Genomic DNA, 25529 nt, shown 5'->3' on the forward strand with positions numbered 1-25529 from the left:
CATGGACCCCTGGCCGCTGCGCCACCTGGTGTTGCGCACCCCGCGCCTGGAGCTGCGCCCCGACGACGACGCGGGCCTGCTGGAGCTGGCCGGACTTGCCGGGCAGGGCATCCACCCACCAGCGGAGATGCCGTTCATCGTGCCGTTCACCGACAGGGCTCCCGGCGAGCTGGAACGCGGTGTGGCCCAGTACAACTGGCGGCAGCGCGCCGAGCTCAGCCCGGCAAAGTGGACCGTCGGCTTCCTGGTCCGGCACCAGGACCGGGTGATCGGCAACCAGTCCCTCTCCGCCGAAGAGTTCGCGATCACCCGCGAGGTGCGCAGCGGCTCCTGGCTCGGCATGGCGCACCAGGGCAAGGGCTTCGGCACCGAGATGCGCGCGGCGGTGCTGGCCTTCGCCTTCGACCACCTGGGCGCGGTGCAGGCCCGCTCGGAGGCCTTCGCGGACAACCACGCTTCGCTCGGGGTCAGCCGCAGGCTCGGCTACCGGGACAACGGCAGCAAGCTGGTGGCCCGGCGCGGCCAGGTGGCGACCGAGATCGGACTGCGGCTGCCCGCGGCCGAGTTCGTCCGGCCGGACTGGACCCTGGGCGTCGAGGGCCTGGACGCCTGCCGGGAGCTGCTCGGCGCCTAACCCAGGTCCACGTTCCGGTCGAAGGTGTTGCAGGAGGCCGGGTTACCGGTCTTCAGGCCGGTGCTGAACCACTTCTGCCGCTGCTTGGAGCTGCCGTGGCTGAACTGGCTCGGGTCCGGCTTGCGCCCGTTGAGCTGGGACTGGATGAAGTCGTCGCCGATCCGCCCCGCCGCGTCCAGCGCCCGCTTGATGTCGTCGTCGGTGATCTCGGCGATCAGCGGTTTGCCGGACGGGGTGGGCACCGTGGTGGCGTGCTTGGCCCAGGCCCCGGCGTAGCAGTCGGCCTGGAGCTCCAGCCGCACCGAGCCCGACTCCGGACCGGTGGCGTTGCCCCGCACCTGGTCGGAGGTGCCGAGCAGGTTCTGCACGTGGTGGCCGTACTCGTGCGCGAGCACGTAGGCCTCCACGAAGGTGCCGCCGGCCGCGCCGAAGCGGTCCTGCAGCTCCTTGAAGAAGCTCAGGTCGATGTAGACCTCGTTGTCGGCAGGGCAGTAGAACGGGCCGACCGCGGAGTCCGCGTTGCCGCAGCCGGTGCGCACCGCGCCGTTGAAGAAGTTGGTGGTCGCCTTGCGGTAGGTGCGGCCGGAGCGGGCGAACACGTCGGTCCAGTAGCCCTGGATGGAGTTGATCGAGGCGATCGCCGCGCAGTCCTGGCTGCGGTTGGCGTCCGCGCCCGTCCTGCACTTCTCCGCGAGCTTGCCGCTGTTGACCATCTCGCCGCGCGGCACCGAGTCCCGGTCCGCGGCCCCGCCCGGCACACTGGGCAGCGCACCCCCGCCGAACTGCGACAACAGGAACCAGATCAGCAACCCGACCACGCCGAGCCCGCCACCGCCGATGGCCACCCGGCTGCCCACGCCACCACCACCGGACCCGCCGAGGTCCTCGACCTGGGAAACGTCAAGCTCGGCGTCCTCGTTGAAACGCACCACAACTCCCGCTCGTCGCCGAAGATAGGCCAGCTGCTGTTCATCCTGCGCTCAACCACCGGTCGCGCGCGACTGGAAGGGTGCCGCGTGAAAGGGAGGTGTCCGTGATCCGGATGCGTCAACTGCTGGGGCTGGCCGCCGCGCTGGCCGTGGCGACCGGGGTGCTCGCGCCAACCGCGCAGGCCACCGAGGACCGTGCCCAGACCCATGGCGCGGTCCGCTTCGCCACGTTCAACGCCTCGCTCAACCGCAACGCCGACGGCGAGCTGCTCGCGCACCTGTCCACCCCGGACAACGCGCAGGCCCGCAAGGTCGCCGAGGTCGTCCAGCGGGCCCGGCCGGACGTGCTGCTGCTCAACGAGTTCGACTACGTCAGCGGCAACCGCGCGGTCGACCTGTTCCGCCGGAACTACCTGGCGGTCGGCCAGCAGGGCGCGCGGGCGATCGACTACCCGTACGCCTACACCGCGCCGGTCAACACCGGTGTGCCCTCCGGGTTCGACCTGAACAACGACGGCAAGGTCGGCGGCGGGGACGACGCGTTCGGCTTCGGCCTGTTCCCCGGCCAGTACGGCATGGTGGTGCTGTCCAAGTTCCCGATCGACACCGCCGCGGTGCGCACCTTCCAGAACTTCCGCTGGCAGGACATGCCCGGCGCGGTGCTGCCCGAGGGCTGGTACTCGGCGGCGGAACTGGCTGCCTTCCGGCTCTCCTCCAAGTCGCACTGGGACCTGCCGATCCGGATCGGCCGCAAGACCACGCACTTCCTGGTCTCGCACCCGACCCCGCCCACCTTCGACGGCCCCGAGGACCGCAACGGCCGCCGCAACCACGACGAGATCCGGCTGTGGGCCGACTACGTCACCCCTGGCAAGGGCGGCTACCTCTACGACGACGCGGGCAAGCGCGGCGGGCTGAAGCCGGGGGAGCGGTTCGTGCTCGCGGGCGACCAGAACGCCGACCCGGTGGACGGCGACAGCTACGCCAACGCGATCAACCAGATCCTCAAGGCGCCCAAGGTGATCGACCCGAAGCCGGGCAGCCTGGGCGCGATCGAGGCGGCCCGTGACCAGGGCGGCGCGAACGTCGGCCAGCGCGGGAGTTCCTGGCTGGACACCGGGGACTTCAACGACAAGGCCCCCGGCAACCTGCGCATCGACTACGTGCTGCCGTCCCGGCCGCTGTTCCCGCTGGCCGCGGGCGTCTTCTGGCCGACCGCGCGCTCGCCGCTGGCCCGCCTGAACGACACCTCCGACCACCACCTGGTCTGGGTCGACCTCCTCACCTGACCCAGCACGACTGACCCCAGGACCAGCGCCCCGCCGAGCAGCTGCCAGCCGGTGAGGCGCTGGTCCAGCACGGCCCAGCCGAGCAGGGTCGCGGTGAGCGGGGTCAGCAGGCTGATCAGCGCCACCGCGCCGGCCGGGATCCGGCGCAGCCCGGCGAAGTAGAGCGTGTGCGCCAGCGCGGTGGCCGCCAGCGACAGCCAGAGCAGCCCGCCGAGCGCCCCGCTGTCCAGCGCGGGCGGCGCGCCCTCCACCAGGACGGCCACCGGGAGCAGGACCAGCGCGCCGCCGAGCAGCTGCCAGGCGGTCAGCGTCAGCCCGGACACCCCCGGCGGCAGGCCCCAGCGGCGGCTGAGCACGATCCCGGCGGACACGCTCACCGCGCCGCCCAGCCCGGCCAGCACGCCCACGGTGTCCAGCGCCGCCTCGCCGTTGAGCACCAGCAGCGCCACCCCGCCGATCCCGATCATCGCGGCCAGCAGCTGCGCCGCCCGGACCGGTTCGGCCAGCACCAGCGCGGCCAGGCCGATGACCAGCACGGTCTGCACCGAGTTCAGCGTCCCGGCCACCCCGCCGGGCAGCCGCTGCGCCGCGATGAACAGCAGCGTGAAGAACACCCCGATGTGCAGCGCGCCCAGCACCAGCGCCCGCCACCACCAGTCCCCGCGCGGGCGGCCGGGGCGCAGCGCGAGCAGCACCAGCCCCGCGGGCAGCGCGCGGAACAGCGCGTTCCACAGCGGGCTGACCGGCAGCAGCTCCGAGGTCACCAGGAAGGTGGTGCCCCACAGCACCGGGGCGATCGCGGTCCTGGCCAGCAGTGCGGACAAGTGCGCCCCAGGTATCTCGACGTCAAGTATCTCGACATCGAGATTTGTACGGCAGCAGGTGTCTCGACGTCAAGATAGAGTTCCGCGGATGCGGGACGCGGTGGACGTGATCATCGAGCAGTGGGCGCGGGAGAAGCCGGGCTTCGACGTCAGCCCGGTCGGTGTCATCGGCCGGACCGCGCGGCTACATGCCTTGCTGGACAAGGGGATCGGCCGCAACTTCGCCCGGTTCGGGCTGGCCCACTGGGAGTACGACGTGCTCGCCTCGCTGCGCAGGGCGGGCGCGCCCTACCGGCTCACCGTCGGGCAGCTGCTGACCTCGATGATGATCAGCTCAGGCGCGATGACCAACCGGATCGACCGGATGGCCGCGCGCGGGCTGCTGGTGCGCGAGGCCGATCCGGCCGACCGGCGGGGCGTGCTGGTGCGGCTCACCGAGGCCGGGGTGGCGCTGGCCGAAGAGGTGCTGGTGCCGCACATCGAGACCGAGCGGGAGCTGCTGTCCGGGCTCTCGGCCACCGAACAGCAGCAGCTGGCCGCGCTGCTGCGCAAGGCCCTCCTGTCGCTGGAGGGCCCTGCGCCGGAGCAGTGATCAGGGCTTGGCGGTGATCCGGTCGGTGGCCGGGGGCGCCAGGTTCGGGTGCGCGGCCAGGTAGCCGGTGAAGGCGTCCAGGTCGATCACGCCGCCGACCAGCTCGGTGCCCTTGGTCAGCTCAGTGAAGCCGTCGCCACCGCCGCCGAGGAAGTTGTTCACCGTCACCCGGTACTTGGCCGCCGGGTCCACCGGCTGCCCGGCCACCGTGACGCCGCTGACCCGGTTGCCCAGCGGGGCCGAGGCCGACCAGGAGTACCTCAGCGTGCTGGAGGGCTGGAGCACCCTGGTCACGATCCCGGCCGGGCCCTGCTGCCACTGCTGCTCCAGCACCGCCTTGAGCTGGGCGCCGGTCAGCGAGATGGTCTGCAGGATGTTGCCGAAGGGCTGCACCGCGTACGCCTCGCCGTAGGTGACCACGCCGTTGCCCTCACCGGCCGGCGAGGAGGCGAAGGTCAGGTCGGTGCGCACGCCGCCGGGGTTCATCAGCGCCAGCTGCGCGCCTGCCACCTGGGAGGCGGCCAGCTGCGAGTCCGCGATCAGGTTGCCCAGCTGGGACTCGCCGGAGGCCACCGCGGTCCGGCCGACGTCAGCGGTGACCGAGCCGACCGGCCGGTTCGCGATCGGCGCGGCCTTGGTCTTGGCCTCCTCCACCAGCGCCTTGGTCTTGGCGTCCTCGGCCACGTCGCGGGTCACCACGGTGTTGAACGCCTTCACCGAGGACCGCACGACGTCCCTGGTGCGCCAGTCGATCCGGGCGTCCACGGAGGACAGGATCCGGCCGAAGGAGGCGCCCTGCAGCACCGGGCGCGGGCTGCCCGCAGGGTCGTTGATCGAGCAGACGTACTGCTGGTGGCTGTGCCCGGTGAAGATCATGTCCACCTTGGCCGAGGCCTTCTGCGCGATCTCCCGCGCCGGGCCCGGCGTGGTGCGGCAGTCGTTGGGGCCGCCGCCCTCGGTGTTGTCGCCCTGGTGCAGCAGCACCGCGATCGCCTTGACCCCGAAGCGGTCCAGTGTGTCCGCGGTCCGGTTGATCGCCTCGACCTCGTCGCCGAACTTCAGGCCCTTGATCGCCTCGGCGGAGACCACGCTGGGCAGGTCCTCCAGCGGCACCCCGATCACCCCGACCGGCAAACCACCGGCCCAGGTGATGGTGAACGGCAGCGCGGCGGGCCGGTTGTCCTTCTCGAAGGTCATGTTCGCGGCCAGGATCGGGAACCGGGCGCCGCGGAAGTGGTCGCGGAACTGGCAGCCGTCCTTGGGGTGGCAGCCGCCGCGCTGCATGCGCAGCAGCTCGGCGTAGCCCTCGTCCAGCTCGTGGTTGCCCACCGCGCTGGCGGCCACCCCGATGTTGTTCAGGAACTCGATGGTCGGCTCGTCGTGGAAGAGCGCCGAGGTGGTGGGTGAGGCGCCCACGTTGTCGCCCGCGGAGAGCACGATCGAGTTGCGGGCCTGCGCGCGCAGGGTCTTCAGGTGGGTGGCGAAGTAGGCCGCGCCACCGGCTTCCACCTGCTTGCCGTCGGAGAGGGTGATCCGCCCTGACGACCCGGCAGGCGGTTCCAGGTTGCCGTGGAAGTCGTTGAAGGCGATCAACCGGACGTCCGTGCCGCCCCAACCGGCAGGCGCAGCCGCCGCGGTGCCCGCGGTGAGCCCGGCCACGGCCAGTACGGCCACCGCGAGGCTGCCCGCCCGGCGTAGCAGCCGTGTGGGATTGGTCATGTGTCGCTGTCCCTCCTCCGGGCCTGCCGCGGGGTGCGGAGCCCGGCCGAGCAGTCTGCCTCGTGTCAATGGCGGTACACCAGTGGTGTGGTCGCGTCGTGATGAACAGCGGCGGAGGAAGAAACCAATAGCCTGGACCGGTGACACCCGAGCCGCGACCCGAACCCAGGTGGCTGACCGAGCCGGAGATGCGGGCCTGGCGCACCTACATCGTGGGCAGCCAGCTACTGGCCTACCAGCTCAACCGGGAACTGCAGGACGAGCACAACCTCACCCTGGCCGACTACGAGATCCTGGTCCGCCTCTCCGAGCAGCCGGAGCAGCGGATGCGGATGAGCCAGCTGGCCGGCGAGGTGGCCAGCTCCAAGAGCCGCCTGTCCCACCAGATCACCAGGATGGAACGCGCGGGCCTGGTGACCAGGGTGGACTGCCCCAGCGACGGCCGGGGCGTGTTCGCCCAGCTCACCGAGACCGGCAGCACCCGCCTGAAGACCGCGGCGCCGATCCACCTGGACGGCGTGCGCAGCCACCTGATCGACCTGCTCACCCCGGCCGAGCACACCGCGCTGGTCACGATCTTCGCCAAGGTCCAGGACCACCTGGCCGGTCGCTAGCACGCGATCAGCGGCGACCGACTAATCTTTCCTCTCGGAAGCGTGGCAGAGCGGCCGAATGCACCCGCCTTGAAAGCGGGAGACCTTAACGGGTCCGGGGGTTCAAATCCCTCCGCTTCCGCCATCCTCCCTGGGCGGGAACCCTCAGCCCGCCAGGAAGCCGACGTAGACCAGGTAGCCGAAGGCCGTTACCGGCGCCGCTAGCAGCGCCAGGCAGCAGGCCGCGCACAGCAGGCCGGCCAGCAACTGGCCGATGGCGGGCTGGCCCTTGGCGACCTTCGGGTTCCGCGGGTCGTAGGTGATGTCCGCCGGGCCGAGCGGCCTGCGCTGGAACACGAACGGCGTCGACTCGACCTTCATGGACCTGCCGGTGGCGGTGACGAACCGCAGCACCGGGTACTTGGTCTGGTCCGACCTGCTTTCCCGGTAGTCGACGATCTCGCCCTGCACCGTGACACCACGGCGGCGCAGCGTCCACAGGTCGCGCAGCAGCAAGCGCCAGACGCCGAGCAGCAACTTGACCGCCAGCACGGCCAGGCCGATGAGCACGGCCAGCCCGGCCGCGATGACCAGCCCGTTCGCCAGGCCTGCCCACCAGATCAGCAGCAGCGTGGCCGTGGCCGCGCCCAGCGCCACCTTGGCCGCCAGCGGCATCGGCCTGCGCTGCCGGGTCGCGGCGGTGGTGGTCGCCGCCGGGTCGTGCTCGACCTTGCGCATGGCCCGGTCCAGCGCGGTGGTGAAGGCCGCCACCGCGGCGTCGTTGCCGCCCACCACCTCGTAGGACTCCGCCGCGGTGGTCAGCACCACGCTCCGCCCCGAGGTGTGGTGACCGGTCAGGGCTGCCAGCGGCACCCGTCTGCTCAGCCCTCCGCGAAAGACCTCGACCTCCGACTTCTCCAGCCGGAAAACCCCGCCGCGACCCTTCAGGACCACGACCGCATCGTTCGCCATGGCACAGACCGTAGGGCAGCGTGATCGGCCGGTTCAGCGAAATCGGGGAATCGGTTGCTCAGGCGGTGATGCCGGGGTCGGTGAGCACCGCCGAGCAGCGGGCCAGCAGCGCGCGCAGGGTGTCTCGCTCCTTGGCGGTGAACTCCGCGGACAGGCGGCGTTCCACCGCGCTGGCGCGTTTGTCCGCCTGCTCGAAGGTGGTTCGGCCTGCCTCGGTCAGCCTGGTCTCCAGGACGTTGCGGTGCAGCTCGTGCGGGGCGCGCTCGATCAGGCCCGCGGACTCCAGGTTGCGCAGGATGGTGGTCATCGTCTGCGGGGTGACCCGGCAGCGGCGGGCCAGCTCGGCGGCGGAGATGCCCGGCTGTTCGGCGAGCACCAGCAGCGCCGCGTACTGCGCGACGGTCAGGCCGACCGGCCGCAGGACCGCCTGCTTGACGCCCATCAGCTGGTGCTCGACGCGCTTGACGTCCCCGCCGAGGCGCTCATCCAACGGCATGCCCATGCGCTGATCGTACGAGCATCAGATATCTGTTCGTCTGTTGACGATCATCAGGGTACTGATTACATTCCGAACCCTGATGAAGAACAGTGATCGGAGAAACATGAGCAAGCTGATGACTGGGCGACGTGCGCTGCTCGCCATGGCGGTAGCCGCCGCGTCCGTCGTGGCCGTGACGCCCGCGGCCGGAGCCGCGCCCGGCCGCTTACCCGAGGTGATCTCGGCGAGTGCCCCGCAGCTGCATCCTGAGGGCGTCGCCTGGGACCCGCTGCGCCGGTCCTTCCTGGTCAGCTCGATGCGCTACGGCACCGTGTCGGTGGTCCGCCCGGACGGCGCGGTCCGCACCCTGGCCGCCGACCCCCGGATGGTCTCCACCTTCGGCGTGCACACCGACGCCGCCCGCGGCCGGGTGCTGACCACCTTCGGCGACTTCGGCGTCGGCGTGCGCTCCTCGCCGGAGACCGTCCGCAAGTCCTCCGGCCTCGGCATCTTCGACCTGCGCACCGGCCGCCTGCGGCACCTGGTCGACCTGGCCATCGGCGCGGGCGACCACGCCGCCAACGACCTGGCCATCGACGGCGCGGGCAACGCCTACGTCACCGACCCGTTCAGCGACGCCATCTACCGGGTCGACGTGCACGGCCGCGCCTCGGTGCTGATCCGCGACCCGCGCCTGCTCAGCAACGGCATCGGCATGAACGGCATCGTCTGGCACCCCAGTGGCCACCTGCTCGCGGTCAACTACGCCACCGGCACGCTGTGGCGTGTCCCGGTGGCCCACCCGGAGCGCCTGGCCCAGGTCAGCCTGCCCGAGCCGCTGGTCGGCGGCGACGGCCTCGACCTGCGCCCGGACGGCTCGCTCACCGTGGTCACCAACAAGCTCTCCGCCCCCGGCCGGGTCGCGGTCCGGGTGCTGCGCTCTGCCGACGGCTGGCGCTCGGCCGGGGTCACCCACCGCGCCGAGCCCTGGGCCGACACTGAACCGACCACCGTCGCCCGCACCCCGCACGGCAGCTACGTGCTCGACGGCCGCCTCTCCGCCCTGCTCGCGGGCCAGCCGGTGCACACCTTCACCCTGCGCCGCCTCTAGAACCGCCTGCGTGAGCGGGCGATCGTCCTGGCCCGGCGGCAGAGGTCGTCCACGATCTCGGCCGCCGCGGTCGGGGTGGTCCCGGTGCCGGGATCGCAGCAGCTCGGCTTGGTCCGCTTGGTGCTGTCCGAGGGACGCACACCGACCAGTCGGTACAGCAGCTCGTAGACGTCCAGGCCCGGATCGGCGTCGTGCGGCCCGACCAGCAGCACGTAGGCGAAGTCGGCCTGGTTGAAGGCGACCACCACCCGGTCCGCGCCGCGCAGGTGCCGCACGCACAGCCGGGGCAGCGGCTCCGGCCCGGTGACCCGGTAGGCCAGCGCGGCACAGCCCCGGTGGCTCAGCTCGTCCAGGAACTGCTCGTAGGCCCGCCGCGACGGCCCGCGCAACGCGGCGACCTGGGCGATCGCGACCGGTGTCTCGACAACGGTGATGGGCATGGGCTGCGGCCGCTCACCCCCGCCGGACGACACGTCCCTCGCCGCGGTTCATCTGCTCCAGGCTCTCCGCCAGGTCCAGCCGGTCCAGCAACGCCTGGTCCCGCAACCGCCGGTGCACCTCGTCCAGCAGTCCCCTGCTCCGCCCGGCCTGCCGCAGGTCCTCCACCAGCACCCGCACCTGGTGCAGCCGCCGCACGTCGATCCGCAACGTCGGATCCACCTGCGCGATGGTCAGCACACCCTCGCTGGCCCAGGCCCGCACGGTCTTCTCGGTCAGCTCCAGCAGCTCCCCGGCCACCGCCGGCCGCACCGGCAGCGCCCCCGCCAGCCGCTTCTCCGCAAGGCTCAACAGCCGCTGCCGCCGATCGTCGTTGCGCGGCAACGTCTCCGCGACCTCGGAGATCACCTCGACCTCGGCGAAGAGATCGCGCAGCTGCTGGGTCTCGGTCACGATCGACATGGCCAGCCCCTTCCCTCAGCTACCGATTATCCGCCTATTTTCCGGTAGTGGTCAATAGCCTGCTTGCCCTGCTGCTGGTCGTGGCCGTCTACCAACGGGCGCTGGTGAACACGTGGTCTCGCCGGAATTGCTCCGTATGGTTGGTCACGTTGACTGGTGTTCACCCTCGCGTGGTTGGCTGAGCCCATGACGCAGACCCGAACCGAGACGCTCCTGCTGACCGACGGCAGCGAACTGCGCTGCACCGTGGCCGAGCCGGACGGAGTGGTACGGGGCGGGCTGGTGCTGCTGCACGAGGCCCGCGGCGTCACCGACGCGGTACGCGGGCTGGCCACCAGCCTCGCCGAGGAGGGCTGGCTGACTGTCGCCCCACATCTCTACCACCGCGACGGCGACGACGAGCAGATCGACTCCGATGACGACCACCGGGTGGCGGACAAGGTGAGCCGCCTCTCCGGTGACTCGGTGCTGGCCGACACCGACGCCGCCTTCGCCTGGCTGGCCCAGCAGGGCGTGGCCGCGGACCGGATGGGCATCGTGGGCTTCGGCCTCGGCGGCTCGGTCGCACTGGTGGTCGCGGCCAGCCGCACCCTGGGCGCGGCGGTCACCATCAGCGGCGGCGGCATCGTCGCGCCGCTGTCGGAGGGGCTGCCCTCGCTGGTCGAGGTGGCCGGCGAGCTGACCTGTCCGTGGCTGGGCATCTACAGCGACGCGGTCAAGGCCATCCCCGCCGAGGACGTGGCCAAACTGCGGGACGCGGCGGCCGGCGCCGGGGTGGCCACCGACGTGGTCCGCTACCCCGGACCGGTCGAGGGCGAGCGCGAGCAGGACCCGGCCGCGGTCTCCGACGCCTGGCAGCGCACCCTCAACTGGTTCGACGCGCACCTGCGCTGACACCCGTTCCGCATGTCCTCACCCTGTGTGAACACTGGTTTTTCCGGGTGACGATTTTCCTGGGAACCGCACAGGCCCCCCGGTGCGTCTGACACCATGTCGGCGGGTTCCCACTCCGAGGGGCTCCCGAATACCACTGAACTGGTCGTAAGGGGAGAGCGCACATGAGTTACGGCGCTTCACTGGAGGAGATGCGGCGCGCCGCCCAGGACGTCCGCAAGGTCAACGGCGATGTCGACAACCAGCTGCGGCTGCTGCGTCAGCAGGTGCAGGACGTCAAGTCGTTCTGGCGCGGCGACGCGGCCAAGGCGTTCGACACGCTCATGGAGCAGTGGGACCGGGACGCCCTGAAGCTGAACCTCGCGCTGAGCGACATCGCAGGCAACCTGGACAACATGCACAAGGGCTACGCCCAGCAGGAAGAGCAGCACCAGCAGGGCATGAGCAAGATCCAGAACGAGCTGGGCTGAGCGCGGGACAACGGGGAGCGAAGACGATGAGCGGCGAAATCGAAGTCAGTTTCGAGCAGCTGGGCAACACCGCGGACAAGGTCCGCAGCACCTCCGGTGAGCTGGAGCGGCTGCTCGGCGACCTGAAGGCCAACCTGGCCCCGACCGCGGCCACCTGGTCCGGCAAGGCGGCCGAGGCGTGGCAGGTGCACCAGCAGCGCTGGGACTCCTCCTACGAGGACCTCAAGAGCGTGCTGGCCCAGATCGGCCGGGCGCTGGAGAGCGCCAACCAGAACTACCAGGACGCGGAGTCCCGCAACGTCAAGCGCTGGGGCTGATTCCCCACCGCGCTTAGCCACGCGACCCCGGCCGGACACCACGGCGCGGGGTCGTTCGGCGTTCTGGGACGCTGCTCACCACACCTGGCCTGATCGGCGGCGATCGGCTAGGAACTCAAGACATGACCGACACCACGCCCGGCAATGGCGCCGGAGTGCCGGACCTGTTGTGGCAACCCGAACCCGGCAGGGTCGGAGCCAGCAGGCTGGCCGCCTTCCGCGGCTGGCTGCGCACCCAGCACGGACTGGACCTGGCCGACTACTCCGCGCTGTGGCAGTGGTCCACCACCGACCTGCCCGCGTTCTGGGGCGCGCTGGCCGACTTCCTGGACGTCAAGTTCCACCAGCGGCCCAGCGCCGTGCTGGGCTCGACGGAGATGCCCGGCGCGGAGTGGTTCCCCGGCAGCACGCTCAACTACGCCGAGCACGCGCTGCGCTCCGGCCCCGGCAAGGGTGAGGCCGACCCCGCGGTGGAGTTCGTCCGCGAGGACGGCCTGAGCGCCCGGCTGAGCTACGGCGAGCTGCGCGCCAGGGTCGCGGCCGCGCGGGCCGGTCTGCGCGAGCTGGGCGTGCGCCAGGGCGACCGGGTGGCCGCGCTGGTGCCGAACTCGCCGGACACCCTGATCGCCTTCCTGGCTGCGGCCAGCCTCGGCGCGGTGTGGTCCTCCTGCTCGCCGGACTTCGGCGCGCGGGCCATCTCCGACCGGTTCACCCAGATCGAGCCGACCGTGCTCATCGCGGTCAACGGCTACGTCTACAACGGACGGTCCTTCGACACCAGGCCGACCGTGGAGCGGCTGCGCGAGGAGATCCCCGGGCTGCGCGCCACCGTCCTGGTGGACTACCTGGGCAACGGCGCCACCGTGCCGGAGACCCATGACTGGGCCGAACTGCTGGCGCGGCACCGGGGCGCGCCGCTGGAGTTCGACCCGGTGCCCTTCGACCATCCACTGTGGATCCTCTACTCCTCCGGCACCACCGGCCTGCCCAAGGGCATCGTGCAAGGCCACGGCGGCATCGTGCTGGAACACCTCAAATCCCTTGCCCTGCACGGGGACCTGGGGCCGGGCGAGCGGTTCCTGTGGTTCACCACCACCGGCTGGATGATGTGGAACTACCTCGTCTCCGGCCTGCTGGCAGGCTGCACCGTGGTGCTCTTCGACGGCAGCCCCGGCCACCCCGACCTCGGCGCGCTGTGGCGGATCGTGGAGCAGCTCAAGGTCACCTACTTCGGCACCTCCGCGCCGTACGTGCAGTCCTGCCTCAAGCAGGGCCTGCGGCCTGCCGAGCAGCACGACCTGTCCGCGCTGCGGGTGATCGGCTCCACCGGCGCCCCGCTGAGTCCCGAGGGCTTCGCCTGGCTGGCCGAGCACGTCGGCGAGCGGATCCAGATCGCCAGCGTCTCCGGCGGCACCGACCTGTGCACCGCCTTCGTCGGCGCGGCGCCGGACGTGCCGGTGTGGCTTGGCGAGATCTCCTGCCGGATGCTCGGCGCCGCGGTGGCCGCCTACGACGAGGCAGGCAACCCGGTGCTGGACGAGGTCGGCGAGCTGGTGATCACGCAGCCGATGCCGTCCATGCCGGTGTTCTTCTGGCGGGACGCCGACGGCAGCCGGTTGCGCGAGGCCTACTTCGAGACCTATCCGGGCATCTGGCGGCACGGCGATTGGATCAAGATCACACCCCGCGGGTCCTGCGTGATCTACGGCCGGAGTGACTCCACGCTCAACCGGGGCGGCGTGCGGATGGGCACCAGCGAGTTCTACCGGGTGGTCGAGGGCTTCGAGGAGGTGCTCGACTCGCTCGTCATCGACACCTCCGGCGCTGGTCAGACCGATGGCGAGCTGCTGTGTTTCCTGGTGCTGGCGCCGGGGGCCGAGCTGGCCGAGGTGGAGCCGAGGCTGCGCGCGGAGCTGCGCGGCGCGCTCTCGCCAAGGCACGTGCCCAACCGGTTCCTGGCCATCACCGACGTGCCGCGCACGCTCAACGGCAAGAAGTGCGAGGTGCCGGTGAAGAAGATCCTGGCCGGCATGCCGCCGGAGCGGGCGGTCAGCCGGGACGCGCTGACCAACCCCGAGGCGCTGCGGCCGTTCGAGGAGCTGGCCGCCAGGGCCGCCGGAACCACCCCGTGACGTGGGCCGACGGTTTCGGTAAGGGAATTACCGAAGTGTCATCCGATCGAGTGTTGCCAAGCCTGCGCGGCGGGTGAAACCGTCTGCGGCGTGTCCACCGGACGTGGGACCGGGTGGACACAGGGGATGGTCCGGGCGCACGGGTCGTCCGCGATCATGGGAATCCGCGATGGACAGCTGGGGCAGGGCGGTAAACGCCCTGCTCCGGCCCCTGATGACCCCCCGTTTTGGCGGATGGCTCGGGGGTGTGTAAAGTACTGATCCGGCGGCCCCACAAGGCCCCGGGAGGCTTCGCCTAGTCTGGTCTATGGCGCCGCACTGCTAATGCGGTTGGGGGCTTCAACCCCCTCCCGGGTTCAAATCCCGGAGCCTCCGCAGTGCTTGGCTTCGGTCAGGTCACAACTGAAGAATGATGCGCTCGTAGCTCAACGGATAGAGCACTTGACTACGGATCAAGAGGTTGCAGGTTCGAATCCTGCCGAGCGCGCCACCTCAGAACTGCCGCTTGTCGGCAGTTCTTTGCTTTCTGTGCTAGACTGGTCCCATCAGTTGGATGCAGTCATCTTTTCCTCGAACGTTGTGAAGCGCCCGCAGGAATTTTGACCGGCGGGCTCGCGCGTTCGGGAGGCATCTCTCCCTTCATCGCACCAGCCTGCCTGCGGCAGCTGTTGGCCTGCGAGGTGCAGGTCGCGAAGAGTGCAATCAGGGAGAGCAGATGGCTAAGGGCACTGTGAAGTGGTTCAACGGCGAGAAGGGCTTCGGCTTCATCGCCCAGGCTGATGGCGGTCCGGACGTCTTCGTCCACTTCAGTGCTATCCAGGGCAACGGTTACCGGACCCTGGAAGAGAACCAGTCGGTCGAGTTCGAGATCACCCAAGGCCCCAAGGGCCCGCAGGCGGAGCAGGTTCGCGCCGTCTGAGGCGTACCGCCACGCGGCTCTGACGCGAAGCCCACACCGCTGGTCGGTGTGGGCTTCGCCGCATTCGCGGTAGGTAACGCGGATGACTTTGCTAACGGATTGATCTCGGTGAGATCCCGAAATCGCAACCGTGGTCGCGGAGAGGTTTAGCGTCTGCCGGTCCAGCCAGTTTCGCACTGTAGCGGACTTTCTTCTGTTCAGAAGTAACGCTACCCCATAATGCGAGGTCAAATGGCTGTGGTAGGGCCGCTGGCAAGACCAATGGATTAAGCCGAACGGTGTAGTGTCTGATAGCGCTGGGTAAGGGATTGTGTACCCACCCCTGGGGACGGCCCAGTAGGCCCCGGCGGTACTGTCCCTCCCGTTCTCGCCCCGATCGCGCCCCGATGCGGCCCCGTCCGGGTGAGTACCAGCGCTGACACCTCGTACCCCCACATGCCCGTTCTGGGAGTTTCCACACTTCCGGCGGGAAGGAGAGTTATGACATCTCGGTTGCGCGCCGCGCGCGTTGGCGCGGTGCTCCTCACTGCGACCGCGATTTCGCTGGTTTCCGCACTCCCGGCCATGGCGCAGACGAAGGCCAAGGTCGACAAGACCGCCAACGAGGGCACGATGCACGTGCGCCTCAACGACGGCAAGTCCATCCCCACCCTGCTGATCGGCCTCCGGCTGGCCGACGGCACCGCGCTCAAGACCTACTGCGTCGAGCTGACCGTCGGCGTGCGCGACGACGCGCAGATGATCGAGGCCCCGTGGAGCAAGTACCCGGGCGCCGACAGCAAGGGCCACGACAACCAGTCGGACTTCAAGTCCAGCCCTGACAAGGTCAACTGGATCCTGCACCACTCCTACCCGACCATCGGGCTGGCCGAGCTGGGCAAGACCGTTGGCGCCGACCTCGACAACAACGAGGCCATCGCGGGCACCCAGGCCGCGATCTGGCACTACAGCAACAAGGTCAGCCTGCACGCGAACAACACCGATGACGTCAAGGCGGTCTACAAGTATCTGACCGGCGAGAAGAACGTCGGCATGAAGGAGCAGCCCAAGCCCTCGCTTGAGCTGACCCCGGACCAGCTCGCCGGTGCCGCCGGCAGCAAGCTCGGCCCGTTCACGGTCAAGTCCACCGCGGAGAAGATCAAGCTCACCGCGGACGCGCCCAAGGGCGTCAAGGTCGTGGACAAGGCCGGCAAGGAGCTCACCGAGGCCGCCAACGGCCAGGAGATCTTCGTCGACGTGCCGGCCGACGCCGCCGCCGGCAAGGCGAGCTTCAAGCTGGAAGCCACCACCAAGATCGACAAGGGTCGGCTGTTCGTCGCCAACGACGGCAAGCCCTCGCAGACCCTGATCCTGGCCCAGGCGACCAACGCCAAGCTGGCCGCACAGGCCAACGTCACGTGGAAGGCCGGTCAGCCGACCACCAAGCCGACCACCAGCACCACCACCCCGGCTCCGACCACGACCACGTCGAAGGCGGAGATCCCGGCGACCACCACCAGCCCGGTGCCCCCGGTGAAGAACACCGGCGGCCTGGCCAACACCGGCGCCTCGGTGATCACCCTGTCGCTGGTCGGCGTGGTGCTCCTCGGCGGCGGTGCGCTCGCCCTGGTGCTCCAGCGCCGCAGGAAGCGCGCCTGAGCAACTGACTAGCTAGACCGGCTGCGCCGGGCTCCCAACGGGGGAGCCCGGCGCAGCTTCTGTTGTGCCTCAGGACTTCCGGAGCACGCAGCCCAGGATCGGCAGCTCCAGGCGGCACCGCGCCGGGGGCAGTCCGGCCACGTAGATGTCGCCGTCGGCCACCGCCACGTTGCGGTCGCTGGAGGCGCCGGTGGCGAGGATCCGGGCCGGATCGCGGAACCCGGTCACCACCTCGACCCGCTGCACCGGCTTCGGCGTGCGGATCACCGTCTCCGGGCTCCAGTGCTTCCCGCCGCGCAGCAGGAAGGTCTCGATGTCCGGCTTGGCGTCCTTGGTGGCGTAGACCCGCCAGGTGTTGCCGTCCAGCCGCTCGATCTCCCTGGTGCGGTAGCCGGTGGCCACCTCGGTGACCACCCACCGGCCGCCCTCGAACACCGCGGCCTTGTTGTGCCACAGCCCGGTGTTGTCGGTCTCGAACCACAGGGTGAACGGCTTGCCGTTGGCCACGCCGACCTGCTGGATGTAGTCCGGCGACTTGATCCCGCCGGGCAGCGCCAGCGGGGTCTCCACGATCTTGAGCCGCTGCTCCTGGTCCGCGTCGTCGATCTGGGTGCCCAGGTCACGCCCGGATGCGGAGTAGAAGTGCCGGTTCGCCGGGTCGAACCAGGCGTAGTAGATGTTGCGGTGGTAGCGGTCGTGCTTGTGGCCCTCCGGCCCACCGCCGGCCAGCGTGTAGACGATGTGCACCCGCTCGCGGTTGCCCAGCGAGGCTGGCTCGTAGCGCATCTGGCCGATGTAGATCTCGTCCATGTGGTCCGCGCGGCTGGTCGAGCCGATGGCGAACCGCTGCCCGGTCAGCTGCTCGGAGTTGCGCCAGCTGCGTCCGTTGTCGGTGGAGACCACGTAGCGCATCGGGCGGAGGTCGGTCGGCTTGCTCGGGTCCAGCTCCTGCGAGGTCTCCCGGAAGAAGACGTAGATGGTGCCGTTGGCGGTCTTGAACGGCATCGGGTAGCTGGCCGCGGCGCCCTCGGCGATGGTGGCCTGGGTCCAGTCGCCCTCGACCGAGCGCGGCTTGGGGGAGCGGGTCAGCCGCAGGGACTTGTTGTGCATGCCTTGGAAGACCAGCAGGTAGCCGTCGTCGGCCTGGATGATGGTCGGGTAGTTGTGCGGGTCGGACTCGCCGTCGGCGATCTGCCTCGGCGCGGTCCAGCTCTTCTTCTTGTGGTCGTAGGCCTGCACGTAGTTGTGCGCGTGCTGACCGGACCAGGTGGCGATGGTCTGGTCGGTGACCTTGTCGTACACCGCGCCGGCCATCGGGCGGCGGTCGGTGCGGGATGCCACCGTGCTGGCCGGTGTCATCACGTCGAACCGCGGCGCGGCCTTGCTCGGGTTCGCCTCCGGTGCTGCGGTTGCCACGGGGGCGGTCACCAGCGCCGCTGCGATCAGCGGCAAGGGCAACAGGGCGCGAAGTGTTCGCGTCATGGGCGGGGACCTCCTGGTTACCAGCGGTATCCAGGCGGCGGCAGCGACTACTTAACCATAGGAGGGGCGTTCAAGGTCGAGTACGCTCGATCGCGTGCAGGAACAGGTGAACTCAACAGCTACCGTCCGGCGGCAGAAGATGGTCACCTGGCGGGGTCATGACCTGCCGAGCCTGGAGTCCGCGCGACTGGTGCTGGCCGAGGGCCTGCGCTTCCGCGGCACCGGCCGCCTCATCGTCGCCGCCAACGCCGAGACCGGGGCGTTCAGCGCCTCCTACGAGGTAGGGGTGAACGAGGCAGGCGAGGTCAAGCGGCTACTCGTGCGCAGCACCACCGCCGAGCACGAGCGCCAGATCTCCTTCAGCCGCTCGCACGACGGCTTCTGGCTCTACGACCGCGGCCAGGGCCCGCAGCGCGAGGAGTTCCAAGGCGCGGCCGAGGTGGACGTGCAGTTCTGCGTGCTGTTCAACACCCTGCCGATCCGCCGCCACCAGCTGCACCGGGAGGCAGGCGAGGCGACCATGCCGGTGCTCTGGGTGTCCCTGCCGGAGCTGGAGCTCAAGGTCGTGCACCAGACCTACCGCACGGTGAGCGCGGGCGAGCAGGAGTCGGTGGTCAACTTCTCCCACCTCGGCTTCACCGCGGACATCACCGTCTGCGAGGACGCCGTGGTGCTCGACTACCCGGGCATCTCCGGCCGGATCTAGACCCGGACCGCGATCGCCACTCCCTGGCCAACGCCAACGCAGGCCGCCGCGATCCCCAGGCCGCCGCCGCGCTGACGCAGGTGGCGGCACAGGTCGATGATCACCCTGGGCATCGAGGCGCCCAGCGGGTGGCCGTAGGCGATCGCGCCGCCGTGCACGTTGACCCGGTCCCGGTCCACCTCGGGCAGGTGGTGCAGCACGGACAGCGCCATCGCGGCGAAGGCCTCGTTGATCTCCCACAGGTCCACGTTCTCCGCGCGCACGCCCAGCCGCAGCAGCAGGCGGCGGATCGCGGGCACCGGGGCCAGGGTGAACCGGTGCGGCTCGTCCGCGGCCACCGTGCCGGCCACGATCTCGCCCAGCGGCTGCACGCCCAGCTCGGTGGCGGCGGCCTCGGTGCCGATCAGCGCGGCCACCGCGCCGTCGCTCAGCGGTGAGGAGTTGCCCGCGGTGACCGGGCCGTCGGCGGAGAAGGCCGACTTGAGCTGGGCCAGCTTCTTCTCCGAGGTGTCCGAGCGGACCGACTCGTCCCTGCGCACGATCTGGGTCGAGCGCGGGCCTTCCGGGGCCAGCACCGGGAAGACGAAGCCGTCGTGCACCCCGGCGTCCCAGGCGGCCGCGGCCCTGCGGTGCGAGCGCAGCGCGAACAGGTCCATCTCCTCGCGGGTGATGTTCAGCCCGGTGGCCACCTGCTCGGCGGCCAGGCCCAGCGGCACCGTCCACTCCGCGCGCATCCTCGGGTTGACCAGTCGCCAGCCCAGCGCGGTGGAGACCACCTCCATCCGGTCCGGCAGGCCCTTGTCCGGGCGCGGCATGACAAACGGGGCCCGGCTCATGCCCTCCACGCCGCCGACCACCACCAGGTCCGCGTCCCCGGCCACGATGGCCCGCCTGGCCTGCACGAACGTCTCGCCGCCGGAGGCGCACAGCCGGTTGAGGGTCACCCCCGGCACGGTCACCGGCAGCCCGGCCAGCAACGCGGCCATCCTGGCCACGTTCCGGTTGTCCTCACCGGCGCCGTTGGCGTCGCCGTAGATCACGTCGTCGATGCGCGCCGGATCCAGCTGGCCGCTGCCGTCCGGCCCGTGCCGCCGGAGCAGCTCGGTGATCGGCAACGTCGCCAGGTCGTCCACCCGGACCTCGGACAGGCCACCGCGGTAGCGGCCGAACGGGGTGCGAGCGGCATCCAGGATCAGTGCGGGCATACCCCCATGCTGGACCATGCGAGCCGTTCTCGCGTCGCCGCTGTGAGATCACCGACGAGCGGAGATCACTGGCGGGCGACCGAGAACGGCACGTACGCGTAGGAAGCCGGGGTGTCCCAGCTGGTGCCCACCGCGCGCACCTCGATGGTGTGCGGGCCGGTGGCGATGGCGCCGGCCAGGCTCAGCGCGATCCGCCAGGACCCCGCCACGCCAGGACCGTCCTTGGCGGTGGGCAGCGCGGCCAGCCGGTCCCCGTCCAGCCGCACCTCCAGCCCGGCCAGTCCGGCCAGCTCCCCGGCGGCGAGCTGCCCGGCCAGGCCGTCCAGCCGGATGTCCAGCACGATCCGGCCCCGGCTCACCGGCTCCCCGGCCGGCACCGGCCTGCCCGCGGCGTCCAGCAGGGTCGCGTTCGGCTCGGCCAGCACCGGACCGGGCCGCGGCAGCCGCTGGTCGGCGCGGTTGGGCGGCGGCTGGTCCGCGGCCAGCCCGGCGGCCGGGCGCAGGTCGAGCGAGGCCGGGCCGTGCTCCACCTTGAGCTCCGGGTTGTCCTGGCGCAGCTGGACGGCCAGCAGGTAGCGGTCCCGGTCGACGGCCAGCGCGGCCGCCGGCAGGTCGGCGACCAGCGGGAACCAGCCGTGCCGGTCGGGCGGCAGGTCCGGGAACACCGGCCGCAGCGGGTAGTCGGCGCCGTTGACCGAGGCGGTGAACCTCGGCAGCACCGGCGAGTCGGCGGCGGGCCGCACCGCCACCCGCAGCAGCGCGCCCTCGGTGCCCAGCAGCTGCCTGGTGCCCTCCGGCGCGCCGGCGCCTGCCGGGCGCGGGTGGTCGGTCAGCACCCTCGGGGTGACCCTCAGCGGGGGGCTGGGGGCGGGCTCGCCGTCGAAGGCGACCAGGTCCAGCAGCACGTCGGTGACCCCGCTGCCGCGCCCGGCGAAGCCGAGCAGCACGGTGGCCTCCTGCCAGGACCGGACCACCGGTGTGCGACCCAGCAGAGCGCCGTCCCGCAGCACCCGCAGCTCGGTCGCGGTGAACACCAGCTCCCAGCGCTGCGAGCGCCCGATCGGCGGCGCGGGCAGGCCGGGCAGGCGCGCCTCACCGCCTGGATGCCGCACCAGCACGCCCTCGGTGGTCAGCTCCACCCTGATCGCGCCCGGTGGCAGCTGCCGTTCGCCGACGACGTCCACCGGTCCCGGCACGAAGTCCACGGTCAGCCGGTCCCTCGGCTCCGGCGCGTCGGTCTCCAGCACCACCCGGCCGCCGTCGGCGCGCAGCCGCAGCGGGGTCCGCGCGCGCAGGCCGGTGGGCCGCTCGCCGCAGTTGGCGCTGACCACCAGCCGCCCCGCGGCCAGCCCGGTCCACGCGCAGCCGGGCCGCTGCACCAGCTGCCAGCGCGAGGCGACCTCGTCCTCGGTGCCGTCGAACCGGTCCACGAAGCTGAAGCCGTCCTCGGCCGTGCGCGGTGTGCCCGCCCCACGCACCGGGTCGGAGCGCTGCCCGAACGCGTCCACCGCGCGCACCTCGACCGGATGGGCCAGGCCATCGGTGAGCCCGTCCAGCTGCGCCGAGCGCTCCGCGACCAGCCTGGTCCGCCGCTCGTGGCCCCAGGTCACCTCGTACCCGGCGGCCTCGCCCTGCCAGCTCACCTGGAGCCGCCGCGACCCCGGCTGGATGTTCAACCCGGTCGGCGCCTGCGGTTTCGCCTGCGGTCCCGGCAGCAGCACGCCATCGGCCCGGAACTCGGTCATCGTGCGGTACGGCGGTAACGCGGGCTCCTCGCCCTGCTCCTCGCCGGTGCCCCGCATCACCACGACGGCCCCGGCCAGCAGCACGGCGGCGCCCAACACCACCGCCACCCGCGACCGAGGTTCCATCCGCCCACGTTAGGCGTGGGAGGCGGCTCAGTACAGGCGTTGCACCACCGCGGTGTAACTGCTCCACTCCGGACCGCCCAGCTCGTCGGCGACCAAGCGGACCACCCGGCAGCCCACGTGCTCCAGCAGGGTGCGGAACAGCTCGGCGGGCAGCGGGAACATCTCGATGCCGCTGGGGTCCGGCTCGACCAGCGGCGCCTCGTCGGCGGCCTCCTCAGCGGCCGGTGCCGCGACCGGCTGGGCCACCTGCGCGCTGACCTCGACCGGGACCCGCGCGGTCGCCGAGCCCAGGCCCTGGAACCAGGCCACCTGCTCCAGCACCAGGTCCAGCTCCAGCTCGTAGTCGCCGGGCTCGGCCGGTGCGGTGACGGTCAGCGTGACGATGGCCGACTCACCGGCTGGCACGCCGGACATCGGCAGCGGGGTCCGGCCGTCGTCGCTGACCACGGTCGCGCCGCCAGCGAGCCAGTGGTTGCCGAGCTGGAGGTTCGGCGAGAAGTGCCAGGGGTGCTCGCTCAGGTTGCTGACCCTGACCCGCACCGCGGCCTGCTGGCCCGGCCTCAGCTGGGCCGGCGCGGTCAGCACCTCCAGCCCGGCCCGGCAGCCCTCCGGCACCGGCACCGGGCTGGTGCGGTGGCTGGGCAGCTGGAGCACCAGCACCCCGCCCGGCCGGACTACCCTGACCAGCTCCAGCAGGCTGGCCACCTTGGGCAGCGGCGGGATGTGCTGGAGCACGATCAGGCTCAGCACCCCGTCAAAACTGGCGTCCGGGAACGGCAGCGCACGGCCGTCGTAGGCGACGAACTCGGTGCGCTCCGGGAACCGGCTCATCGCCTTGGCCTGCTCGACCATGGAGGGCGCGATGTCCACGCCCACGACCTGGCAGCCGGTCTCGGCCAGCGCGTTGCTCAACCGGCCCAGCCCGCAGCCGAAGTCCAGCACCCGGCCGCCCAGCTCCAGGTCCAGCCCGGCCAGCCAGCCGCTGACGGCCTCGACGTGGCGGCGCCCGGTGGCCATGAACTCGTCGTGGTCCCACTGGTTGTGCCTGCGCTCCGGATCGGAGAGGACCGCCCAGTACGGATCTTCCTTACCCAGGTTGTCCCAGGTGGCTTGCAGGCCGGGCAGGTCGGTCACGTGCTCCCCAGTTCCGTTCCGATGGCCATCTCGTCCTCGATCGAGGTGATCCGGCCACCCAGTGTGCCAAGGTCGAGCAGCTCGTCCAGGGCATTGGGGTCCTTCAGGTCGATCCGCACCTCGGCCGGTGCGCTCTCCGGGGCCCTGGTGAAGCCGCGGCGGGCCTCGAACCCGGCGTCCACGGTGACCGCCAGGCCGCCGGTGGAGGCCAGCGAGCCGCGGGCCGCGCCCAGCCTGCCCAGCGCCTCGTCCAGCGCCTCCAGCAGCGCGCCCCGGTTGCCCTCGCACATCGCCCTGACCAGCTCAGGCCGGGTGCCGGCCACCCTGGTGCCGTCGGCGAAGGAACCGGCGGCCAGCGACCAGGCCAGCGGCCCGCCCTCGGCGCCGACCGCGGCCAGCACCGCGGCGAACAGGTGCGGCAGGTGCGAGATCCGGGCCACCGTGGCGTCGTGCTGCTCAGGGGTCGCGGGCACCACGTGCGCGCCGCAGGCGATGGCCAGCCTGGCCACCTGCGCCCACCTGGTCAGGTCGGTCTCCTCCTCGGCGGTGACCACCCAGGGCGCGCCGCGGAACAGCTCCGCCGAACCGGCCGCCCAGCCGGACTCGGTGGACCCGGCCATCGGGTGCCCGCCGACGTAGCGGGCCGAGGGCAGGATGCGGCCCACCGCCTCGGCCACCGGCCCCTTGACGCTGACCACATCGGTCAGCGGGCAGGACGGGGCGAGCGCGCGGACCTGCCGCAGCACCTCCTCCAGCGCCGTCAGCGGCACCGCGAGCACGATCAGCGCACCCTCGTCCTCGGCTCGGTGCAGCGCGTCCGCCACGCTCGCCTCGGCCTGGTAGCCGTCGGCCAGCGCCGCGTCTCGGTCCACCTCGGACTTGGTCGCGCCCCACGCCGGGTACCCGGCCGACCGGACCGCCCGTAGCACCGAGCCGCCGATCAGCCCGAGCCCGAGCACACACACCGAATGCATTCGCCCATCCTTCCGCTGCCCACGTCCGCAGCGTTTGCTACCCCGGGTTGCCCGCGCTGTCTGCCTGGTTCCCGGGATAAGCGCTCGGCCGCAGCTCCTCGTCGGTGAGCGCCCACACCGGTGTCACCTCCGGTCCAGGACCAGCGGTGACCTGGAGCGCGCCGATCCGGTACTCGTCCCTGCTGGGCCGCACGGTGTACCCGGCCTCCCGCAGGATGGTGGTCATCGCCGCGACCATCGCCGCACCGATCCGGTACGAGTAGCCGATCGCCGGATCGGCCAACCGGCCGCTGTTCACCGCCCGCCGGGCACAGGCGCGCAGCCGGGGGCTGACCACCCACTCCACGTGCACCCCGCCGACCTCGTCCCGGCCGGGGTCCACGCTGACCTCGGCGCCGGGGTGCAGGTCGCCGGAGAAGGTCCTCGGCACCACCGCCAGTCCGGCCGCGGCCAGCTCGTCACGCACGCAGACGGCCAGGAACTCCCGCCGGGCCAGCTCCTCCGGCTCGGCCTTCTGGGGGAAGGTCATCGCAGTGCGTCCAGCGCGAACCCGGCGTACATGGCCACCCCGTGCGCCATCGCGGCCTCGTCGAAGATCACCCGGTTGGAGTGGTTCGGCGCGGCGTCGGCGACCGGCGTGCCCGGCGGGCAGGCGCCGAGGAAGGCCATCGCGCCCGGCACCTCGTTCAGCACGTAGGACCAGTCCTCCGCGCCCATCAGCGGATCCAGCATCGGCGCGGCGTGCGCGGGGCCGAGCACCGCGGCGGCCAGGTCCACCACGCCGGGGCCGACCACCTCGTCGTTGACCGTCACCCCGTAGCCGAGCACCACCTCGACCTCGGCGGTGCAGCCGTGCGCGGCGGCCACGTGCTCGCAGACCCGGCGGACCTCCTCGTGCACCAGCTTGCGGGTGGGCTCCGACAGCGCCCTGATGGTGCCCTGCAGGTGCGCCACCTCGGGAATGATGTTGCTGGTGGTGCCCGCCTTGATGTGCGCCACGGTGACCACGGCCGGGTCGAACACGCTGACCTTGCGGGTGATCATGGTCTGCAAGGCGCCGACCATGGCCGCGGCCGCCGGGATCGGGTCCAGCGCGTCGTGCGGGGCCGAGGCGTGCCCGCCGCGGCCGGTGACGGTCACGTTCAGGATGTCCGAGGAGGCCATGATCGGCCCCGGCCGGGACTGGAACATGCCGCTGTCCAAGGTCGAGGTGATGTGGATGGCCAGCGCCCGCTCCGGCCTGCTGCCGGTGACCTCCAGCAGCCCCTCGTCCAGCATGTACTTGGCCCCGTGGTGACCCTCCTCGCCGGGCTGGAACATGAACACCACCTGCCCGGCCAGCTCCGCGCGGCGGGCGCTGAGCAGGCGCGCGGCCGAGGCGAGCATCGCCACGTGCGTGTCGTGGCCGCAGGCGTGCATGGTGCCGGGGGTCTGGGAGGCGAACTCCAGGCCGGTGTCCTCGGTCAGCGGCAGCGCGTCCATGTCCGCGCGCAGCAGCACCGTCCGGCCCGGCTTGCCACCCTCCAGCACCCCCACCACCGAGGTGGTGGACTCGCCGGTGTGCGTGCTCAGCGGCAGGTCGGCCAGCTCGGCCAGCACCGCGGCCTGGGTGCTCGGCAGGCGCAGGCCCTGCTCGGGGTGGCGGTGGATCCGGCGGCGCAGCGCGACCGTCCTCGGCTGGAGTTCGCGGGCCTGGTGCAGGACGCCGGCGAGCCGGGCGTCCGCGGGGTGCACGGGGGCGCTCAT

General features: G+C 71.4%; 25 protein-coding genes, 3 tRNA genes and 1 pseudogene. 15 read left to right on the top strand and 14 right to left on the bottom strand.

Translation table 11 applies throughout. From position 1 onward, the window contains the following. The first annotated feature begins 1 nt into the window (after window position 1). Window positions 2–634, top strand: a complete 633-nt coding sequence (locus tag ACWDY5_RS21290) for a GNAT family N-acetyltransferase (RefSeq protein WP_449723909.1) — start codon at window positions 2–4, stop codon at window positions 632–634. Here the strand turns inward: ACWDY5_RS21290 and ypfJ are convergent. Next, complete coding sequence (gene ypfJ, locus ACWDY5_RS21295; protein WP_449723910.1) at window positions 631–1563, bottom strand: KPN_02809 family neutral zinc metallopeptidase; 933 nt, start codon at window positions 1561–1563, stop codon at window positions 631–633. The two genes, ACWDY5_RS21290 and ypfJ, sit on opposite strands and share 4 nt — an antisense overlap. A gap of 113 nt (window positions 1564–1676) precedes the next feature. Here ypfJ and ACWDY5_RS21300 point away from each other — a divergent pair, with 113 nt between their 5' ends. Continuing rightward, window positions 1677–2852, top strand: coding sequence for an endonuclease/exonuclease/phosphatase family protein (locus ACWDY5_RS21300; RefSeq protein ID WP_449723939.1), 1176 nt, complete (start codon window positions 1677–1679; stop codon window positions 2850–2852). Window positions 2853–2866: 14 nt separating this feature from the next. On the opposite strand, the pseudogene ACWDY5_RS21305 reads toward ACWDY5_RS21300, so the two are convergent. Continuing rightward, window positions 2867–3640 (bottom strand): annotated as a pseudogene (locus tag ACWDY5_RS21305) (EamA family transporter); the annotation flags it as partial. 124 nt (window positions 3641–3764) lie between these two features. On the opposite strand from ACWDY5_RS21305, the gene ACWDY5_RS21310 reads away from it, so the two are divergent. Further along, entirely contained in the window at window positions 3765–4268 is a 504-nt protein-coding gene (locus ACWDY5_RS21310; protein ID WP_449723911.1) for a MarR family winged helix-turn-helix transcriptional regulator, read from the top strand. On the opposite strand, the gene ACWDY5_RS21315 is transcribed toward ACWDY5_RS21310, so the two are convergent. Further along, window positions 4269–5987 carry a bifunctional metallophosphatase/5'-nucleotidase gene (locus ACWDY5_RS21315; RefSeq protein WP_449723912.1) on the bottom strand — a complete coding sequence of 573 codons (1719 nt, stop codon included), beginning with the start codon at window positions 5985–5987 and terminating at the stop codon, window positions 4269–4271. It abuts the gene before it with no gap. Window positions 5988–6175: 188 nt separating this feature from the next. Between ACWDY5_RS21315 and ACWDY5_RS21320 the strand changes: the two genes are divergently transcribed. Further along, on the top strand, window positions 6176–6601 hold the full coding sequence (locus ACWDY5_RS21320) for a MarR family winged helix-turn-helix transcriptional regulator (RefSeq protein WP_449723940.1): 426 nt from the start codon (window positions 6176–6178) through the stop codon (window positions 6599–6601). Window positions 6602–6637: 36 nt separating this feature from the next. After that, window positions 6638–6725: transfer RNA gene (locus ACWDY5_RS21325), tRNA-Ser, on the top strand. Window positions 6726–6745: 20 nt separating this feature from the next. Here ACWDY5_RS21325 and ACWDY5_RS21330 read toward each other — a convergent pair. Both ACWDY5_RS21330 and ACWDY5_RS21335 read right to left on the bottom strand, forming a co-directional pair. Beyond that, complete coding sequence (locus ACWDY5_RS21330; RefSeq protein ID WP_449723913.1) at window positions 6746–7552, bottom strand: hypothetical protein; 807 nt, start codon at window positions 7550–7552, stop codon at window positions 6746–6748. 58 nt (window positions 7553–7610) lie between these two features. Then, window positions 7611–8054 (bottom strand): MarR family winged helix-turn-helix transcriptional regulator, encoded by a 444-nt coding sequence (locus ACWDY5_RS21335; RefSeq protein WP_449723914.1) that lies wholly within the window; start codon window positions 8052–8054, stop codon window positions 7611–7613. A gap of 112 nt (window positions 8055–8166) precedes the next feature. Between ACWDY5_RS21335 and ACWDY5_RS21340 the strand changes: the two genes are divergently transcribed. Next, window positions 8167–9141 carry an SMP-30/gluconolactonase/LRE family protein gene (locus ACWDY5_RS21340; protein ID WP_449723915.1) on the top strand — a complete coding sequence of 325 codons (975 nt, stop codon included), beginning with the start codon at window positions 8167–8169 and terminating at the stop codon, window positions 9139–9141. Here the strand turns inward: ACWDY5_RS21340 and ACWDY5_RS21345 are convergent. Beyond that, complete coding sequence (locus tag ACWDY5_RS21345; protein ID WP_449723916.1) at window positions 9138–9581, bottom strand: hypothetical protein; 444 nt, start codon at window positions 9579–9581, stop codon at window positions 9138–9140. The genes ACWDY5_RS21340 and ACWDY5_RS21345 overlap by 4 nt on opposite strands. A 13-nt stretch (window positions 9582–9594) precedes the next feature. Beyond that, window positions 9595–10041, bottom strand: coding sequence for a hypothetical protein (locus ACWDY5_RS21350; protein ID WP_252486493.1), 447 nt, complete (start codon window positions 10039–10041; stop codon window positions 9595–9597). 186 nt (window positions 10042–10227) lie between these two features. Here ACWDY5_RS21350 and ACWDY5_RS21355 point away from each other — a divergent pair, with 186 nt between their 5' ends. The 8 genes from ACWDY5_RS21355 to ACWDY5_RS21390 all read left to right on the top strand — a co-directional run bounded on the left by ACWDY5_RS21355 (window position 10228) and on the right by ACWDY5_RS21390 (window position 16411). Then, a complete protein-coding gene (locus tag ACWDY5_RS21355) occupies window positions 10228–10935 on the top strand; it encodes a dienelactone hydrolase family protein (RefSeq protein WP_449723917.1) in 708 nt (235 codons plus the stop codon). A 164-nt stretch (window positions 10936–11099) separates the two neighbouring features. Continuing rightward, a complete protein-coding gene (locus ACWDY5_RS21360; RefSeq protein ID WP_449723918.1) occupies window positions 11100–11405 on the top strand; it encodes a WXG100 family type VII secretion target in 306 nt (101 codons plus the stop codon). 26 nt (window positions 11406–11431) lie between these two features. Next, window positions 11432–11722, top strand: coding sequence for a WXG100 family type VII secretion target (locus tag ACWDY5_RS21365; protein ID WP_283662500.1), 291 nt, complete (start codon window positions 11432–11434; stop codon window positions 11720–11722). A 122-nt stretch (window positions 11723–11844) separates the two neighbouring features. Then, a complete protein-coding gene (locus tag ACWDY5_RS21370; protein WP_449723919.1) occupies window positions 11845–13854 on the top strand; it encodes an acetoacetate--CoA ligase in 2010 nt (669 codons plus the stop codon). Between the two features lie 284 nt (window positions 13855–14138). Further along, window positions 14139–14229: transfer RNA gene (locus tag ACWDY5_RS21375), tRNA-Ser, on the top strand. Between the two features lie 39 nt (window positions 14230–14268). After that, window positions 14269–14344 (top strand) — tRNA-Arg (locus tag ACWDY5_RS21380). A gap of 225 nt (window positions 14345–14569) precedes the next feature. Next, window positions 14570–14773 (top strand): cold-shock protein, encoded by a 204-nt coding sequence (locus ACWDY5_RS21385; RefSeq protein WP_449723920.1) that lies wholly within the window; start codon window positions 14570–14572, stop codon window positions 14771–14773. A gap of 564 nt (window positions 14774–15337) precedes the next feature. Then, the gene (locus ACWDY5_RS21390) at window positions 15338–16411 is read left to right on the top strand and encodes a thioester domain-containing protein (protein ID WP_449723921.1); all 1074 of its coding nucleotides are present in this window, start codon (window positions 15338–15340) and stop codon (window positions 16409–16411) included. Between the two features lie 69 nt (window positions 16412–16480). Here the strand turns inward: ACWDY5_RS21390 and ACWDY5_RS21395 are convergent, their stop codons facing one another. Beyond that, the gene (locus tag ACWDY5_RS21395) at window positions 16481–17893 is read right to left on the bottom strand and encodes a BNR-4 repeat-containing protein (protein WP_449723922.1); all 1413 of its coding nucleotides are present in this window, start codon (window positions 17891–17893) and stop codon (window positions 16481–16483) included. A 94-nt stretch (window positions 17894–17987) separates the two neighbouring features. On the opposite strand from ACWDY5_RS21395, the gene ACWDY5_RS21400 reads away from it, so the two are divergent. Then, on the top strand, window positions 17988–18599 hold the full coding sequence (locus tag ACWDY5_RS21400; RefSeq protein ID WP_449723923.1) for a putative glycolipid-binding domain-containing protein: 612 nt from the start codon (window positions 17988–17990) through the stop codon (window positions 18597–18599). On the opposite strand, the gene ACWDY5_RS21405 is transcribed toward ACWDY5_RS21400, so the two are convergent. The 6 genes from ACWDY5_RS21405 to ACWDY5_RS21430 all read right to left on the bottom strand — a co-directional run bounded on the left by ACWDY5_RS21405 (window position 18596) and on the right by ACWDY5_RS21430 (window position 25529). Further along, window positions 18596–19804, bottom strand: coding sequence for a thiolase family protein (locus ACWDY5_RS21405; RefSeq protein ID WP_283662506.1), 1209 nt, complete (start codon window positions 19802–19804; stop codon window positions 18596–18598). The two genes, ACWDY5_RS21400 and ACWDY5_RS21405, sit on opposite strands and share 4 nt — an antisense overlap. A gap of 65 nt (window positions 19805–19869) precedes the next feature. After that, on the bottom strand, window positions 19870–21675 hold the full coding sequence (locus ACWDY5_RS21410) for a hypothetical protein (RefSeq protein ID WP_449723924.1): 1806 nt from the start codon (window positions 21673–21675) through the stop codon (window positions 19870–19872). Window positions 21676–21702: 27 nt separating this feature from the next. Beyond that, window positions 21703–22809: a methyltransferase domain-containing protein gene (locus ACWDY5_RS21415; protein ID WP_449723925.1), complete on the bottom strand. Its 1107-nt coding sequence runs from the start codon at window positions 22807–22809 to the stop codon at window positions 21703–21705. Beyond that, a complete protein-coding gene (locus tag ACWDY5_RS21420; RefSeq protein ID WP_449723926.1) occupies window positions 22806–23783 on the bottom strand; it encodes a prephenate dehydrogenase in 978 nt (325 codons plus the stop codon). The genes ACWDY5_RS21415 and ACWDY5_RS21420 overlap by 4 nt, the downstream gene beginning before the upstream one ends. A 37-nt stretch (window positions 23784–23820) precedes the next feature. Continuing rightward, on the bottom strand, window positions 23821–24312 hold the full coding sequence (locus ACWDY5_RS21425) for a hypothetical protein (RefSeq protein WP_449723927.1): 492 nt from the start codon (window positions 24310–24312) through the stop codon (window positions 23821–23823). Then, window positions 24309–25529 (bottom strand): M20 metallopeptidase family protein, encoded by a 1221-nt coding sequence (locus ACWDY5_RS21430; RefSeq protein ID WP_449723928.1) that lies wholly within the window; start codon window positions 25527–25529, stop codon window positions 24309–24311. The genes ACWDY5_RS21425 and ACWDY5_RS21430 overlap by 4 nt, the downstream gene beginning before the upstream one ends.

It is taken from the genome of Crossiella sp. NPDC003009, from assembly GCF_053591555.1.